General features: G+C 75.0%; 15 protein-coding genes, 1 tRNA gene and 1 riboswitch. Of the genes, 6 read left to right on the forward strand and 10 right to left on the reverse strand.

Annotation, left to right across the window (positions count from 1 at the left end; genetic code table 11):
• Nucleotides 1-158: 158 nt before the first annotated feature.
• Entirely contained in the window at nt 159-1,397 is a 1,239-nt protein-coding gene (gene hemW, locus ACI791_RS01460; RefSeq protein WP_456584410.1) for a radical SAM family heme chaperone HemW, read from the reverse strand.
• A gap of 49 nt (nt 1,398-1,446) precedes the next feature.
• Here hemW and ACI791_RS01465 point away from each other — a divergent pair, with 49 nt between their 5' ends.
• Nucleotides 1,447-2,217 (forward strand): enoyl-CoA hydratase-related protein, encoded by a 771-nt coding sequence (locus tag ACI791_RS01465; protein WP_456584411.1) that lies wholly within the window; start codon nt 1,447-1,449, stop codon nt 2,215-2,217.
• A 31-nt stretch (nt 2,218-2,248) separates the two neighbouring features.
• On the opposite strand, the gene ACI791_RS01470 is transcribed toward ACI791_RS01465, so the two are convergent.
• The 4 genes from ACI791_RS01470 to ACI791_RS01485 all read right to left on the reverse strand — a co-directional run bounded on the left by ACI791_RS01470 (nt 2,249) and on the right by ACI791_RS01485 (nt 5,660).
• Nucleotides 2,249-2,431, reverse strand: coding sequence for a PH domain-containing protein (locus ACI791_RS01470; RefSeq protein WP_456584412.1), 183 nt, complete (start codon nt 2,429-2,431; stop codon nt 2,249-2,251).
• 38 nt (nt 2,432-2,469) lie between these two features.
• On the reverse strand, nt 2,470-4,215 hold the full coding sequence (gene selB, locus ACI791_RS01475) for a selenocysteine-specific translation elongation factor (RefSeq protein WP_456584413.1): 1,746 nt from the start codon (nt 4,213-4,215) through the stop codon (nt 2,470-2,472).
• The gene (selA, locus tag ACI791_RS01480) at nt 4,206-5,537 is read right to left on the reverse strand and encodes an L-seryl-tRNA(Sec) selenium transferase (protein ID WP_456584414.1); all 1,332 of its coding nucleotides are present in this window, start codon (nt 5,535-5,537) and stop codon (nt 4,206-4,208) included. Before selA ends, selB begins: the two co-directional genes overlap by 10 nt.
• A 27-nt stretch (nt 5,538-5,564) precedes the next feature.
• Nucleotides 5,565-5,660: transfer RNA gene (locus tag ACI791_RS01485), tRNA-OTHER, on the reverse strand.
• 65 nt (nt 5,661-5,725) lie between these two features.
• Here ACI791_RS01485 and ACI791_RS01490 point away from each other — a divergent pair.
• The 3 genes from ACI791_RS01490 (at nt 5,726) to ACI791_RS01500 (ending at nt 8,601) form a co-directional block, all read left to right on the forward strand.
• Nucleotides 5,726-6,358 carry a helix-turn-helix transcriptional regulator gene (locus ACI791_RS01490; protein ID WP_456584415.1) on the forward strand — a complete coding sequence of 211 codons (633 nt, stop codon included), beginning with the start codon at nt 5,726-5,728 and terminating at the stop codon, nt 6,356-6,358.
• On the forward strand, nt 6,355-7,362 hold the full coding sequence (selD, locus tag ACI791_RS01495; RefSeq protein ID WP_456584416.1) for a selenide, water dikinase SelD: 1,008 nt from the start codon (nt 6,355-6,357) through the stop codon (nt 7,360-7,362). The genes ACI791_RS01490 and selD overlap by 4 nt, the downstream gene beginning before the upstream one ends.
• A gap of 273 nt (nt 7,363-7,635) precedes the next feature.
• The gene (locus ACI791_RS01500) at nt 7,636-8,601 is read left to right on the forward strand and encodes a zinc-binding dehydrogenase (protein WP_456584417.1); all 966 of its coding nucleotides are present in this window, start codon (nt 7,636-7,638) and stop codon (nt 8,599-8,601) included.
• A 96-nt stretch (nt 8,602-8,697) separates the two neighbouring features.
• Here the strand turns inward: ACI791_RS01500 and ACI791_RS01505 are convergent, their stop codons facing one another.
• The 5 genes from ACI791_RS01505 to lepA form a co-directional block, all read right to left on the reverse strand.
• Nucleotides 8,698-9,012: a DMT family transporter gene (locus ACI791_RS01505; protein WP_456584418.1), complete on the reverse strand. Its 315-nt coding sequence runs from the start codon at nt 9,010-9,012 to the stop codon at nt 8,698-8,700.
• A gap of 11 nt (nt 9,013-9,023) precedes the next feature.
• Nucleotides 9,024-9,089: riboswitch (guanidine-III (ykkC-III) riboswitch) on the reverse strand.
• A 43-nt stretch (nt 9,090-9,132) separates the two neighbouring features.
• Nucleotides 9,133-10,887 carry an MFS transporter gene (locus ACI791_RS01510; protein WP_456584419.1) on the reverse strand — a complete coding sequence of 585 codons (1,755 nt, stop codon included), beginning with the start codon at nt 10,885-10,887 and terminating at the stop codon, nt 9,133-9,135.
• Nucleotides 10,856-11,560: an LppX_LprAFG lipoprotein gene (locus ACI791_RS01515; protein ID WP_456584420.1), complete on the reverse strand. Its 705-nt coding sequence runs from the start codon at nt 11,558-11,560 to the stop codon at nt 10,856-10,858. Before ACI791_RS01515 ends, ACI791_RS01510 begins: the two co-directional genes overlap by 32 nt.
• Before the next feature lie 114 nt (nt 11,561-11,674).
• Entirely contained in the window at nt 11,675-12,304 is a 630-nt protein-coding gene (locus tag ACI791_RS01520) for an MOSC domain-containing protein (protein ID WP_456584421.1), read from the reverse strand.
• A gap of 23 nt (nt 12,305-12,327) precedes the next feature.
• Entirely contained in the window at nt 12,328-14,178 is a 1,851-nt protein-coding gene (gene lepA, locus ACI791_RS01525; RefSeq protein ID WP_456584422.1) for a translation elongation factor 4, read from the reverse strand.
• Between the two features lie 200 nt (nt 14,179-14,378).
• On the opposite strand from lepA, the gene rpsT reads away from it, so the two are divergent.
• Entirely contained in the window at nt 14,379-14,639 is a 261-nt protein-coding gene (gene rpsT, locus ACI791_RS01530; protein WP_347060007.1) for a 30S ribosomal protein S20, read from the forward strand.
• 102 nt (nt 14,640-14,741) lie between these two features.
• Nucleotides 14,742-15,329 (forward strand): RBBP9/YdeN family alpha/beta hydrolase, encoded by a 588-nt coding sequence (locus ACI791_RS01535; RefSeq protein ID WP_456584423.1) that lies wholly within the window; start codon nt 14,742-14,744, stop codon nt 15,327-15,329.
• Nucleotides 15,330-15,332: the final 3 nt, after the last annotated feature.

The raw sequence follows: 15,332 nt of genomic DNA on the forward strand, positions 1-15,332 counted from the left end.
CCCTCGACCACACCCGGCGCCGTTGCCGGAACGGGGACCATAGCCCAGGACGGCGGCCCGAACCTCGCTCTTTCGGATGAACCGGTCGGCGCGTGGCCTCGCCCGGGCCCCCTGCAGCGACCCGTCGCAAGCCTGCGGGCGGTGGGGGCAGGGGTCCCCTAATCGGTCAGGTCGCGCACCACCCCATCGGCCAGCAGCCGGCCCCGGTCGGTGAGGACGGCGCGCCCGGCGGCGTGCGCGGGCGCCTCCAACAGGCCCTCCGCGACGGCCTCGGCGGCGCGGATCCGGCCGGTCTCGGTCAGCGCGGTGAGCGGCAGCCCGTCGCGCAGCCGGAGGCCGAGCATGACCGCCTCCAGGGCGCGGTCGGCGTCGTCGAGCAGCTCGGCGTCCTGGGTCGGGCTCTCGCCGCGGGCCAGCCGGTCGGCGTAGGCAGCCGGGTGCTTGACGTTCCACCAGCGGAGCCCGCCGACGTGGCTGTGCGCGCCCGGGCCGATCCCCCACCAGTTGGCGTTGGCCCAGTACAGCTCGTTGTGCCGGCAGCGCGCCGCGTCGGAGGTGGCCCAGTTGGACACCTCGTACCACCGGAAGCCCGCGCTGCCCAGGGTCACGTCGGCCTGCTCGTAGCGGTCGGCGAGGACGTCGTCGTCGGGCATCGGGAGCTCGCCGCGCCGTACCCGGCGGGCCAGCTTCGTGCCCTCCTCGACGATCAGCGCGTAGGCGCTGACGTGGTCCACCGGCGAGGCGAGGACGGCGTCGAGCGAAGCGGCCCAGTCGGCGTCGGTCTCCCCCGGCGTACCGTAGATCAGATCCAGGTTGACGTGCTCGAACCCGGCGGCCCGGGCCTCGTGCGCGGCCTCGACGGCGCGACCCGGCGTGTGCCGCCGGTCGAGCGCGGCCAGCACGTGCGGAGCCGCGGACTGCATGCCCAGGCTCACCCGCGTGTAGCCGGCCTCGCGGAGCCGGGCCAGGGAGCCGGGTGAGACGGTCTCGGGGTTGGCCTCGGTGGTCACCTCGACGTCGTCGGCCACCGGGAACAGCTCGCGGACCGCGGCGAGGACGGCGGCGAGGTCGTCGGCCGGCAGGAGGGTGGGGGTGCCGCCGCCGACGAAGACCGTGGCGACCGTCGGCAGGTCCGGTCCCAGGGTGCGGGCGGCCCGCTGCAGCTCCGCGATGGCGGTGCCCGCGTACTCGCTCCGGTTGGCGCCCGGGCCGAGCTCCTCGGAGGTGTAGGTGTTGAAGTCGCAGTAGCCGCAGCGGGTGGCGCAGAACGGCACGTGCACGTAGAGCCCGAACGGCGTGGTGGCCAGACCGGCGCGGGCGCTGTCGGGGAGCCGGTCGGGGCCGGGGGACCCGGGGGCCGGGCCCGCGTCGGTCAGCAGCGGCAGGACGGTGTTCATCTGCTCCCAGTGTGCCGCGCGCGGGCCCGAGCGCGGCAGGATGCCGGACGTGACCTCCGACCGAGTGCTCCAGGTGTCCGTGTCCGGTGGCGTCGCCACGCTGACCCTCGACTCCCCCGCCAACCGCAACGCGCTGTCCCGGGCGATGCGCGCCCAGCTGCGGAGGGCGCTCGACGAGGCCCTCGCCGACGACGCGGTGCGCGTGGTCGTCCTGGACCACACCGGGCGGGTGTTCTGCTCCGGGATGGACCTCGCCGAGGCGTCCGGCGGCTCGTCGGAGGACCAGGGGGTGCGGGAATTCCCGCAGCTGCTCGAGCAGCTGTGGTCGGCGCCCAAGCCGGTCGTCGCCGTCGTGCGGGGGCCGGCGCGCGCCGGGGGCGTGGGGCTGCTGGCCGCCTGCGACGTCGTCGTCGCGGCGTCGTCTGCCACCTTCGCGTTCTCCGAGGTGCGGCTGGGGCTGGTGCCGGCGGTGATCTCGGCGGTGGTGCTCCCCCGGATGACCACCCACGTCGCCCACCGGCTGATGCTCACCGGCGAGGTCTTCGACGCCCCCACCGCGGCCGCCGGTGGCCTGGTCGACGTCGTGGCGGCCGACGACGAGCTGGACGCGGTGCTCGCCGGCCAGCTGACCGCGCTGGCCGCCGGGGCGCCCACCGCGCTGGCCGAGACCAAGCGGCTGCTGCGCGCCCGGCAGCCGGCCCTCGCCTTCGACCGGCTGCTCGACCTCTCGGCGCGGTTCTTCGCCGGCGAGGAGGGCCAGGAGGGCATCGCGGCGTTCCGCGAGAAGCGCCCGGCCCGCTGGGTGCCCTCCGCGGGCTGACGGAGGACCACTCCCGGCAGACCGACTGGGCTCAGAGGACGTAGGTGGCGATCATCCGGCCGAGGTAGCGGATGTCCGCGCTCCCCTCGAACTCCAGGCGGACCTCGCCCGGCCCGCTGAACCAGAGGTCGGGCCCGGCGTCGACGTCGAACGTGCCGGCGGTCTCGATCGCGAACGCCCGCGCCTTGCCCCTGCACGCCAGGTGCGGAACCACGGGAGCCACCCTCGGAGCGCGGAGGCCCGAGCAGGCCACTAGCGCAGCCGACGGGTGTTGTCCGGCTGCCGCACGGTGACGCCCTGGCCGTCCAGCCACTCCATGAGCGGAACGGCCACCCGGCGGCTGGTCCCCCAGGCCTGGCGGGCCTGGCTGAGGGTGAACGGCTCCGGAAGGTCCGCCAGCCGTGCCCGGGCGGTCCCGGCGATCCCGGGAGCCAGGTAGACGCCCTCCCCCACCCGCACCAGCTGCCCGCTGCGGACGGCGGCGGCCAGCTCCCGCACGCCGAGCCCCGCGGCCACCAGGTCGGGCGCCTCGGGGGCGGCGAACGGGTCGGCCGCCAGCCGGGCGCGGATCCCGTCGACCGCCCGCTGCACCTCCGGCGGCAGGTCCGCAGCGCCGTCGACCACGCGTCCGGCCCGCAGCACCAGCGGCGCCCGGACGAGCGCGGGCACCAGGTCGGCGTCGGGCAGGTCGAGGGCGCGGCGCACCACCTCGGCCGGCGGCCCCGGCTCCAGCGGGCGCAGCCGCCGGTAGCGGCCGACGACGTCGGGCACCCGGGCCGCCAGCTCCTCCGCCAGCCCCGCGGCGAGCAGCCACGGTCCGTGACGGGTCGCGCCGGGCGGCACCGGCCAGCCCATCGCGGTGAAGTCGGCGGCACGGACGATCCGGCGGCGGGCCAGGTCCGCCGCGGCCCCTCCCGCACCCTCCGGCTGGGCGGACAGCTCGGCGGCCCGCTGCCGGGCGGCACCGCGGCGGCGCAGCTCCGGCGGGTCGACGTCGCGCACGTCGGCGCCGAGCACCCGCCGGGCGCCCGGGTCGCGCAGCAGCAGCCGGTCCCCGACGCGGAGGGGCAGCGGGCGGTCCAGGCGCAGCCGCACCGCCGCGCCGTCCAGCGGGCGCAGCCGGGCGCCCACCGTCGCCGAGCCGACGTGCACCACCGGCTCGGTGGGCAGTCGCTCGCCGGGCTCGGCGGTGAGGGTGGCGTCGACGACGTCGGTGAGGCGGAACGCCCCCGGCGTGAGCAGCGCGTCGCCGCGGGACAGGTCCTCGACCGCGATCCCGCGCAGGTTCACCGCCACGCGGGCGGTGGCGTCGGCCCGCTCCACCGGCTCGCCGAGGGACTGGACACCGCGCACCGTCACCTCGCGGTCGCCCAGGAGGAACCGGTCGCCCGGCGCCGCGGAACCGCCGGCGAGCGTGCCGGTCACCACCGTCCCGGCGCCGGTGATGGTGAAGGCGCGGTCGATCCAGAGCCGCACCGGCGCCGCGAAGTCCGGCACGGGCAGCCCGGCCAGCAACGTCTCCAGCGCGCCGGTCAACTCGGGCAGCCCGGCGCCGGTCACCGCGCTGACCGCCACCCCGGGCACCGCGCCCATCGACGTCCCGGCCAGCCGCTCGGTGACGTCGGCGAGCACCGGCGTGGGGTCGGCGAGGTCGGCCTTGGTGACGGCGACCAGCGCGTGCCGCACCCCGAGGGCGTCCAGGACCGCGACGTGCTCGGCGGTCTGCGCCGACCAGCCGTCGTCGGCCGCGACCACCACGAGGGCGGCGGGCACCGAGCCGACGCCGGCGAGCATGTTGCCGACGAACCGCTCGTGCCCGGGGACGTCGACCACCGCCAGCCGGCGTCCCGAGGGCAGGGTCGTCCAGGCGAAGCCGAGGTCGATGGTCAGGCCGCGGCGCTGCTCCTCCGCCCAGCGGTCGGGTTCCATGCCGGTCAGGGCCCGGACGAGCGCGGACTTGCCGTGGTCCACGTGCCCGGCAGTGGCGATCACGTCCACCGTCGGGCCACCTCCAGCACGGCGGCGGCGAGGTCGTCGTCGGCCTCCGGCGGGACGCTGCGCAGGTTCAGCAGGGTCCGGCCGTCCTCGACGTAACCGACCACCGGGGTGGCGCCCAGGCGCAGCGGCTCGGCGAACGGCTCCGGCAGGGCGACGGCCGCACCGGGCAGCGGGTGCTCCGGCGCCCCTCCCCCGCCGACGCGCGAGTCGGCGTCCACCGGTTCGGCCGGCACCCCGGCGGCCGACAGCCGGGCGGCGAGGGCCCGCGCCCGACGGTGCAACCCCTCCTGGCCGGCGGTCAGCATCTCCTGCACCGGCGGCAGCGGACCGCGGAGCGTGGCCTCCAGCGCGGCCAGCGTGGTCTTGTCCACGCGGAGCGCGCGGTACAGCGGGTGCCGACGCAGCCTCTGCACGAGCTCGGCCCGACCGAGGACCAGGCCGGCCTGCGGACCGCCCAGCAGCTTGTCCCCGCTGGCGAGGACGAGGTCGGCGCCGGCGGCCAGGGTGGTCTGCAGGTCGGGCTCGTCGGGCAGCAGGGCGGAGGGGCGCAGCAGCCCGGACCCCACGTCGGCGACCAGCGGGACGCCCGTGCCGACCAGGGCCCCGGCCAGCTCTCCCGCGTCCACGGACCGGGTGAAGCCGCGGACGACGAAGTTCGACGGGTGGACCTTGAGCACGGCGCCGGTGGCGGGCCCCAGGGCGCCGCGGTAGTCGGCGAGCGTCACGCGGTTGGTGGTGCCGACCTCGCGCAGCCGGGCACCGGTCGTCTGCAGCAGCTCGGGGATGCGGAAGCCGTCGCCGATCTCCACCAGCTCGCCGCGGGCCAGCACCAGCTCCCGCCCCTGCCCCAGCGCGGTGGCGACCAGCGCCAGCGCGGCCGCGCAGTTGTTCACCACGATCGCGGCCTCGGCGGCGGGCACGGCGTCGAGCAGGGCCGCGATCGCCGCCTCCCCGCGCGGGCCACGACGGCCGGTGGCCAGGTCGAGCTCGACGTCGGTGGTGCCGCTGGCGGCGACGACCGCGGCGACGGCCGCCTGCGACAACGGCGCTCGGCCGAGATTGGTGTGCACGACGACGCCGGTGGCGTTGAGCACCGGGCGCAGGCTGGACGCCGTCGCGGGCAGTTCGGCCAGGACGGCGTCGACGGCGGCGTCGGGGGCGACCTCGCCGGCGCGGACCTGCTGCTGCACCTGCTGGACGGCGCGCTTCACCAGGCCGCGACCCAGCCGCTCGCCGGCCGCGGCCAGCCGCGCATCGGCGAGCAGGGTGTCGGTGCGCGGCACCTGCCGGCGGGGGTCGGTGCCCTGCGGATCCTGGCTCATCGCCCCGCAGCGTATGTGCGGGGAAGGTGGCGGAGGCGGACGGGAATCGAACCCGCCTGACCGAGATGCTCGGCCACGTCGGCTTTAGAGGCCGCGGGGGCCACCAGACACCCTGACGCCTCCGCCCGGAAGACTACGTCCCCGCCGTCGTCCCGGAGCTGTCGGTGGGTGGTGCGACCATGCCTCCCGTGAAGCGCACCGGGTCCCGCTCCCCCGCCACGCTGCCGTCGGTCACCCTCACGCCGGAGGAGGCGGCAGCGGTCGCCGTCGCCCTCGCCGCCTCCCCCGAGGGTCCCTACGCCGACGCCGGGCGCGGCGCCCTGGAGAAGGTGCTGGCCGTGCTCGAACCGGACTCGCGACGGCGGGCGCAGCTGCTCGCCACCAGCCTGTGGGTGAGCGCCGAGGCCGGTCGCGCGGCCGAGATCCGGGTGCTGCTCGAACGCGCCGTGGCCGGCCGGCAGGTGCTGGCCGTGCAGTACCGCGACGGCCGCGGGCGTTCCTCGCGACGGGAGGTCGAGCCGCAACTCCTCGCGCGCAGCGGCGATCACTGGTTCCTCGTCGCGTGGTGCCGGAAACGGCAGGCCCCCCGCTGGTTCCGGGAGGACCGCATCGAGAGCGCCGAGGCCACCGGCGAGGTGGCAGTGGCGCGCGACCTCGCCGGCGTGGGCGCAGCCCCGGCAGCCGAGGCGTCCTCCGGTGTGCGATCGCGGCACCCGGCCGGCCGCGCTCGCCGCACGCCGGAGGAGCCCCGGCCACCGCGGCTGGTGGTGCTGCCCGGCGGCCGCGGCGGAGGGCCGGCCGGACTACGTTCGAGGCCGTGACGACCACCGCCCCGACCATCCGGCTGACGCAGTACGCCCACGGCGGGGGGTGCGCCTGCAAGATCCCGCCCGGTGAGCTGGAGTCCGTCGTCGCCGGCCTGACGGCCACCGGCCCGTCATCGCCGAACGCCGAGCTGGTGATCGGCCTCGACGACGGCGACGACGCGGCGGTCGTCCGGATCGCCGGCGGCCAGGGGCTGGTTCTCACGACCGACTTCTTCACGCCCGTCGTCGACGACGCCCGCACCTTCGGGCGGATCGCTGCGGCCAATGCGCTCTCCGACGTCTACGCCATGGGCGGTACCCCGGTCGTGGCGGTCAACCTGCTCGGCTGGCCGCGCGACGTGCTGCCCGCCGAGCTCGCCGCCGAGGTGCTGCGCGGCGGGCTGGAGGTCGCCCAGGAGGCCGGCTGCCACGTCGGTGGCGGGCACTCCATCGACGACCCCGAGCCCAAGTACGGGATGGCCGTCACCGGCGTGGTCGACGTCGACCGGATCATCACGAACTCCGGCGCGGTCGCCGGTACGCCGCTGACCCTCACCAAGCCGCTCGGCGTCGGGGTGCTCAACAGCCGAATGAAGGCCACTGGCGAGGTGTCGGAGGAAGCGGTCGCCTCCATGACCACGCTGAACCGGGACGCCGGGCAGGCCGCCGTCGCCGCCGGGATCCGCGCCGGCACCGACGTCACCGGCTTCGGGCTGCTGGGGCACCTCTACAAGATGGCCCGGGCCAGCGGGGTCACCGCGGTGGTCGACGCCGCCGCCGTCCCGTACCTGACCGGCGCCCGCGAGGCGCTCGCCGCCGGGTTCGTCTCGGGTGGCACCCGGCGCAACCTCGACTGGGTGCGCCCGCACGCCGACCTGTCGGCGGTCCCGGAGGACGAGGCGCTCCTGCTCGCCGACGCGCAGACCTCCGGCGGGCTGCTGGTGGGCGGGGAGATCCCCGGGGCGCCGGTCATCGGTGAGTTCGTCCCGCGCGGGGAGTTCGTCGTCGTCGTCCGCTGACAGCTCCGGGAGCATCGCAGCGAGGAACGAGCGAGGAGCGGACCGGAGCGCGGAAGCGGACCAGAGCCGTCGTCCGCTGACAGCTGGGGCATGCACAGCGCCTTCCAGGTCTTCGACCCAGCGCAGCAGACGCCGTTCGGCGTGGCCGTGCACCCGCTGGCCGACGCTGGCACCGCCGGGAGCTACCTGGACCAGCAGCGGATCGCATGCGGCCGAGCCCGCTCAGGACGGGTCGTGTCGCCCGCGGACCGGCCGTGTCATAGCGTCCGGACCATGCTGGCTGCTTTCGTGTCGACCCCCGCTCCGAAGGACCCGCTCTCCGTCCTCGACGTGGGTGAACGGCCCGAACCTGAGGCGCCCGAGGGCTGGACCACGATCCAGGTGAAGGCGGTCTCGCTCAACCACCACGACCTGTTCAGCCTGCAGGGCATCGGCCTGCCCGCCGAGCGGATGCCGATGATCCTCGGCACCGACGCCGCCGGCATCGACGAGGACGGCAACGAGGTGGTCGTCCACGGGGTCATCTCCACGCCGGACTGGATGGGCGACGAGACGCTGGACCCCAAGCGGTCGCTGCTCTCCGAGGTGCACCAGGGGTCGATGGCCGAGAAGGTCGCCGTCCCCCGCCGCAACCTGCTGCCCAAGCCGGCGGAGCTGTCCTTCGCGGAGGCCGCCTGCCTGCCCACCGCCTGGCTGACCGCCTACCGGATGCTGTTCGTGAAGTCGGGCCTGCGCCCCGGCCAGACAGTTCTCGTGCAGGGCGCCAGCGGTGGCGTCGCGACCGCGCTCGTCGTGCTGGGCCGCGCCGCCGGCTACCGGATGTGGGTGACCGGGCGCAGCGAGGAGAAGCGGGCGGCCGCGCTGGCGCTCGGCGCCGAGCAGGCCTTCGAGAGCGGCGCCCGGCTGCCCGAGCGGGTGGACGGCGTCATGGAGACCGTCGGCGAGGCGACGTGGAGCCACAGCATCAAGTCGCTCAAGCCCGGCGGCGTGCTGGTCACCTCCGGCGCGACCACCGGCTTCAACCCGGGGGCCGAGCTCAACCGGGTCTTCTTCACCCAGCTGTCGGTCATCGGGTCGACGATGGGCACGAAGTCCGAACTGGAGGCGCTCATCCAGATGTGCCGGGTCGCCGGCGTCCGCCCGCAGATCGACGTCGAGCTCCCGCTGGCTCAGGCGCGCGAGGGCTTCCAGCGGATGCTCGAGGGCCGCACCAACGGAAAGATCGTCTTCACCCTCTGACGCCGGCCATCCGCCCGAGTGGGCAGTTGCGGTCGCCGACACGCGCCGACCTGCCGTCAGGACCGGCAGCAACTGCCCACTCGGCCGGCGCGCGGCTCAGCTCACGACCTTGAGGCCGACGACGCAGCCGACGATCCCGGCGAGCAGCAGCAGCCGGACCAGCGAGACCGGCTCAGCCCCGGTGACCATGGCCCAGGTCACGGTGAGCACGGCGCCGATGCCGACCCACACCGCGTAGGCAGTGCCCAGCGGCAACTCCCGCAGGGCGAGGGCGAGGCCACCCATGCTCCCCGCCAGGGCGACGAAGAAGACCGCCGTCGGCACCGGGCGGGTGAACCCGTCCGAACGGTCCAGGGAGACCGCCCACACCGCCTCCAGCACTCCGGAGACGATGAGCACCAGCCACGCCATGACGAGCCTCTCTGGCGCCGTCTTGTCGCACACCGGGTACGGCACCACTCGTCCGGGAGCCGTTGGGGCGGCTCGGTGAGAGTCTCCCACCGCGTCCAGCTGGACGTCGGACGCCGTGGCTCAGGCCGGTCTCGTGCTCTTCACCTGTTCGCGGAGCAGGACGACCGCCAGGACCGCGGCCAGCCCCGCGGCGATCGCGGCCCCGGCGAAGACCGTGTGCAGCTGGGTCAGCAGCGCGGCGTCGGTCGCGGCGTCGTAGGCGGCGCAGTCGGCAGGGCTGGTGGGGCACAGCTCCATCGGCGTGCCGATCGCCGCCACCTCGGCGGAGAACCGGCGCAGTGCCACGGCGGTGAGCAGGGACAGCCCGGCCAGCATGCCCACCGTCCGGGCGACGACGGCGAGCGCACCGGCGCTCCCGTGCACCGCGCCCGGCGTCACCGCCAGCAGCACGGCGTTCACCGGCGCGATCGCGAGGCCGAAGCCGAGGCCGGCGGCGAGCAGGACCACAGTCGACCAGCCGCCGTCCAGCGAGCGCGCGTCCCACCCGGTCATGGCGACGAACGCGATCGCGGTCAGCGCCATCCCGGTACCGGCGACGACGCGCGGCGCCACCACCCGGCAGAGCCAGCCCCCGGCGACGGCGCCGACCGGCACGGCGATCAGCAGGCGCAGCAGCACCAGCGCCGCACCGAGCTGGTCACCGGGGGTGGTGGTGGCCCGGGCGAACAGCGGGACGTCGACCAGCGCCGCCACCAGCGCGGCCCCCACGAAGACGTTGACGAGCAGGGCGCCCCACGCGCCGACCGGGCGCAGCGCCGCCAGGGGCAGGACCGGGTCGGACGCGCGCCGCTCGTGCCGGACGAACAGCACCCCGGCGACGGCGGCCAGCGGCAGCAGCACCTCCCCCTGCGCGACGACCTGCCCGCGCGAGGGGTCGGCGGCGGCGAACGCCCAGACCAGCGTGCCCAGCGCGACCACGGCCAGCGCCGAGCCGACGGCGTCGACCTCCCGGGCGAGCGGGCCCAGGCCGCGCAGCGGCAGCACCGCACCCGCCGGCCGGGCGAGGCTGCGGGCCACCAGGGCCGCGGTGGCGAGGATGCCGGCCAGCAGCAGCGGCGTGGTCCACGACCAGCCGTCGGCCAGGGGAACGTACAGCAGTCCGAGGGTGACGTCCTCGGCCAGCGCCGGGGGTTCGGCCAGCAGCAGGGCCGGCGCACCGGCGGCCACCAAGGCCAGCGCCAGCCCGACGGGGTCCGGCCGGCGCATCCGCCCGGTGAGCGCCGCACCGACGGCGAGGCCCAGCCCCAGCAGCAGGTTGAGCCAGAAGATCGCCCGCCAGTCGGCGACGGCGAGCACCGCGGCACCCGCCAGCGGCCCCAGGACGGCGCCCGCCTCCTGCACCGCCCCCACCACCCCCAGCGGGACCGACCGGCGCTCCGGCGGCCAGCGGTCGGCGACCAGTGCCAGGGTGGCCGGGACGAGTCCACCCGCGCCGATGCCCTGCAGCCCCCGGCCCGCCACGGCCGGGCCGAGGGAGACGGCGGTCGCGGTCAGCAGGGACCCGAGCGCGAACAGCAGCAGGCAGCCGACGAGCACCGGGGTCCGCCCGCGGAGGTCGGCCAGTCGGCCGAGCAGCGGAAGCGTGGCGGTGTAGCCCAGGAGGAACCCGCCGACGATCGGGGTCGCCTTCTGCAGCTCGTCCAGGCTGACGCCGACGCCGGTGAGGATGTCGGGCAGCGCCAGGACGACGACGTAGGTGTCCGCCGCCGTGACCAGGACGGCGAGGCTGGCGAGGGCGATCACTGCCCGCCCGGGCACCAGCTGGCGGGCGGCGGCCGGGACCTCAGCCGGTGGCCGGCGCGGTGATCTCGACATCGGCCCCGAAGTCGCTGAGCTCGAGGATGTAGGTGGCGTCCTCGCCGGCGGCGAAGAACGGGCCGGTCAGCTCCGCCCGGCGCAGCTCACCGCTGTCGGGGGCGATGGAGAAGCGGGCCTGCACCGGCTGGGACGGATCCTCGCTGGCGAGCACCTGCTCCACCAGGTCACCGGGCAGCTCGGCGGTCACCTCGCGCACGACCTCGCCGTCGACCCGGCGCTCCTCCCCCAGCTCCGCCGAGGTCGCCTCGGCGAGCAGCTGCGAGATGCCGGTCTCGGGGTCGAGCAGCGCGCCGGGATCGCCGAGGCCGAACTGGGCGGGGTCGATCACGCCGAAGCCGCTGGTGAAGGGCAGCTGCGCGTAGACGGTGCCGTCGACGGAGACCACCTCGAGGTCGAGCGTGGAGCCCAGCGCGAGCACCTGGAGCGTGCCCTGGAACGACGCCGGGCGGGCGATGTCGCCCTCCCCGCCGACCAGCACCGTCCCGGTGCTCGGGGCCCCCTCGCTGTCGAGGGCGAAGTGCGCGCTCTCGGCCTCGTCGAGGGTCTGCTTCGCACGGTCGAGCAGCTCGGCCGCCGACTCCTCCGGCTGGTCCGAACCGCAGCCGGCCAGCGCCGGCCCGGCGAACAACGCCAGCGCGAGCAGCGGCACGCCCGATCGGTGCAGCAGCATGGCGACCTCCCCGACGCGGCAGGACTCCCCGGCCGTCGCGGCGGACACTAGCGCGGGTGGGCCGCGCGGTCGGCCGGGGACACCGCCCGGCCGATCCGGGTGGGCCGGCCGCCGTCAGCGCGCGGGAGCGCTGCGCGCGGCGATCTTCGCGGCGACCTTGGCGCGGTTGCGCTCGGGCAGGGCGTCCAGCGCGGCCGCCGTCTCGGGCAGGCGGTGCTTCTGCGTGGTCCAGGCGCGGAAGGTCAGGCCGATCGTCACGCCGTGGTCGGGGCGCTCGACCACCTCGACGGCGTCGCCGGCGCCGATCCCACCGGTCCCGAGCACCCGCAGGTAGGCGCCTGGGGCGCCGTGCGCGGTGAACCGCTTGACCAGCTGCGGCTCGCCCCAGAACCGGGCGAAGTTGGCGCACGGGATGCGCGGGGCGGTCACCTCGAGCAGCGCCGTCCCGACCCGCCACCGCTCGCCGATGACCGCACCGGTGAGGTCGAGCCCCGTCGTCCGCAGGTTCTCGCCGAACCGGCCGGGCGGCAGCTCGCGCCCCAGCTCGGCGATCCAGAAGTCGGCGTCCTCCTGGGCGTAGGCGTAGACCTGCTGCCCGTCGCCCCCGTGGTACCTGCCGTTGACCTGCACGTCGCCGTCCAGCCCCAGCGGGCCGACGGCGACCCGGCCGGTCACCGGCCGCTTGTCGATGCCGCTGCGGCTCGGCCTCCGGTCGGGCAGTGGCAGGAGGTCCGCGCCGGACACGCAGACGGCGTCGACCCGCCCGGTCACTTCGGCTTGGCCGACGCGGTGGACTCGTTGGTGGAGAGGGCGGCGACGAACGCCTCCTGAGGGACCTCGACGCGGCCGACCATCTTCATCCGCTTCTTGCCCTCCTTCTGCTTCTCCAGCAGCTTCCGCTTGCGGGTGATGTCACCGCCGTAGCACTTGGCCAGGACGTCCTTGCGGATGGCGCGGACCGTCTCGCGGGCGATGACCCGGGAACCGACGGCCGCCTGGATCGGCACCTCGAACTGCTGCCGCGGGATGAGCTCGCGCAGCTTGCCGGCCATCATCACGCCGTAGCTGTAGGCCTTGTCCTTGTGCACGATCGCGCTGAACGCGTCGACGGCCTCGCCCTGCAGCAGGATGTCCACCTTGACCAGTGCCGACTCCTGCTCGCCGGCCTCCTGGTAGTCCAGGGAGGCATAGCCGCGGGTGCGCGACTTGAGGGCGTCGAAGAAGTCGAAGATGATCTCGCCGAGCGGCAGCGTGTAGCGCAGCTCGACCCGGGACTCGCTGAGGTAGTCCATCCCGCCGAGATGGCCGCGGCGGCCCTGGCAGAGCTCCATGATCGCGCCGGTGTAGTCGCTGGGCGCGATGATCGTGGCGTTGACGATCGGCTCGTAGACGCGGTCGATCTTGCCCTCGGGCCAGTCGCTGGGGTTGGTCACCGTGTGCTCGGTGCCGTCCTCCATGATCACCCGGTAGACGACGTTGGGCGCCGTCGAGATCAGGCTGATGCCGGCCTCGCGCTCCAGCCGCTCGCGGACGATCTCCAGGTGCAGCAGCCCCAGGAAGCCGACGCGGAAGCCGAAGCCCAGCGCCGCCGAGGTCTCGGGCTCGTAGACCAGCGCGGCGTCGTTGAGCAGCAGCTTGTCCAGCGCCTCTCGCAGCAGCGGGTACTCGCTGCCGTCGATCGGGTAGAGGCCGGAGTAGACCATCGGGCGCGGGTCGCGGTACCCGCCGATGGATTCGGTCGCGGGCTTGCTCGACAGCGTGACGGTGTCGCCGACGCGGGACTGGCGGACGTCCTTCACGCCGGTGATGAAGTAACCGACCTCGCCGACACCGAGGGAGTCGACCGGCTTGGGCTCGGGCGAGATGACGCCGATCTCCAGCAGCTCGTGCGTGGCGCCGGTGGACATCATCTTGATCTTCTCGCGGGCTGAGATGCGGCCGTCGATCACGCGCACGTAGGTGATGACGCCGCGGTAGATGTCGTAGACCGAGTCGAAGATCATCGCCCGGGCCGGCCCTTCGGCGGCACCGGTCGGAGCGGGGATGTCGCTGACGATCCGGTCGAGCAGCTCGGGCACCCCCTCGCCGGTCTTGCCGCTGACCCGCAGGACCTCGTCGGGGTCGCAGCCGATGATGTGCGCGATCTCCGCGGCGTACTTCTCCGGCTGGGCGGCCGGCAGGTCGATCTTGTTGAGGACGGGGATGATCGTGAGGTCGTTCTCCAGCGCCAGGTACAGGTTCGCCAGCGTCTGGGCCTCGATCCCCTGAGCGGCGTCGACCAGCAGCACGGCCCCCTCGCAGGCGGCCAGGGACCGGGACACCTCGTAGGTGAAGTCGACGTGGCCGGGGGTGTCGATCATGTGGAGCACGTACTCGGTGCTGGTGTCCTCGCCGGTCCGCGGCGTCCACGGCAGGCGGACGTTCTGTGCCTTGATGGTGATGCCGCGCTCGCGCTCGATGTCCATGCGGTCGAGGTACTGGGCGCGCATGTTCCGGCCCTCGACGATTCCGGTGACTTCCAGCATCCGGTCGGCCAGCGTCGACTTGCCGTGGTCGATGTGGGCGATGATGCAGAAGTTCCGGATGCGGGCCGGATCGGTGGCAGAGGGAGTCGTCACAGTGCCGCCATCGTCCCACGTCCGGGCTCCGGGCCGAAGACGGGCGCGTCGCCGGGTGCGTCCGAGGTGTGGGCGGCGTCCCCCGACGGCCGGTTGGGTGCGGCGCCGGGACGCTGGTATCTTTGCAGGCCGGTCCTGTGGCGCATGCCCGGACGCACTGTCAGAAGTACTCCCTCCTGTCGAGACACCGAGGCTCACGCGTGGCGAACATCAAGTCCCAGTTGAAGCGGATCAAGACCAACGAGAAGGCGCGCCAGCGCAACGTCGCGGTCAAGTCCGCCCTGAAGACCGCCGTCCGGCGCGTCCGCAGCGCCGCCGAGGCCGGGGACGCCGCTGCCGCGAGCGCCGCCTACCAGGCCGCTGCCAAGCAGCTGGACAAGGCCGCCAGCAAGGGCGTCATCCACAAGAACCAGGCCGCCAACCGCAAGTCGGGTCTGGCCAAGCAGGTCGCCGGCCTCTGAGCCGGTGACGCCGCGCTCCGGCGCGGTCGACGAACGAGCCCCTGTCCCCACCGGGACGGGGGCTCGTCGCATGTCCTGACGCCGTCCGCTGGAGGAGCCCTCGTGACCGCGCGCGGCTTCCTGGTCCTGCACGGCTGGCAGAACCGCCGGCCCCGGCGCCACTGGCAGTGGCAGCTGGTCGAGTCGCTGCGTGCCGCGGGCGAACACGTGCTGTACCCGCAGTTCCCGGAGCCCGACCGGCCGGTGCTCTCCACCTGGACGGAGCTGCTGCGCGCCGAGCTGGCCCAGCTGGGCTCCGGGGAGCGCGTCGTCGTGGCCCACTCCCTCGCCGTGCCGCTGTGGCAGCACGCATCGTCCCTGCTGACGCCGGAGGAGCCCGTCGACCGGGTGCTGCTCGTCGCCCCGCCCGCGCCGGAGGTGCTGGTGGGCCATCCGGAGGTGGCGGAGTTCGCCGCTCTGTCCCCCGACGCCGCCGTCCTGGCCCGCTCGGCCAGGACCGTGCGGCTGGTCGCCGCAGATGACGACCCCTACTGGCCCGACGGCGGCGCCGTTCCGATCTACCGCGCGCTGGGCGTCGACGCCGATCTGCTGCCCGGGGCGGGCCACCTCGACCCCGAGGCCGGATACGGCCGGTGGCCGGCCGTGGAAGCCTGGTGCCGGGACCCGCAAACCCGGCTGACGCCTCGCTGAACC

The organism is Blastococcus sp. SYSU DS0973, assembly GCF_054051055.1.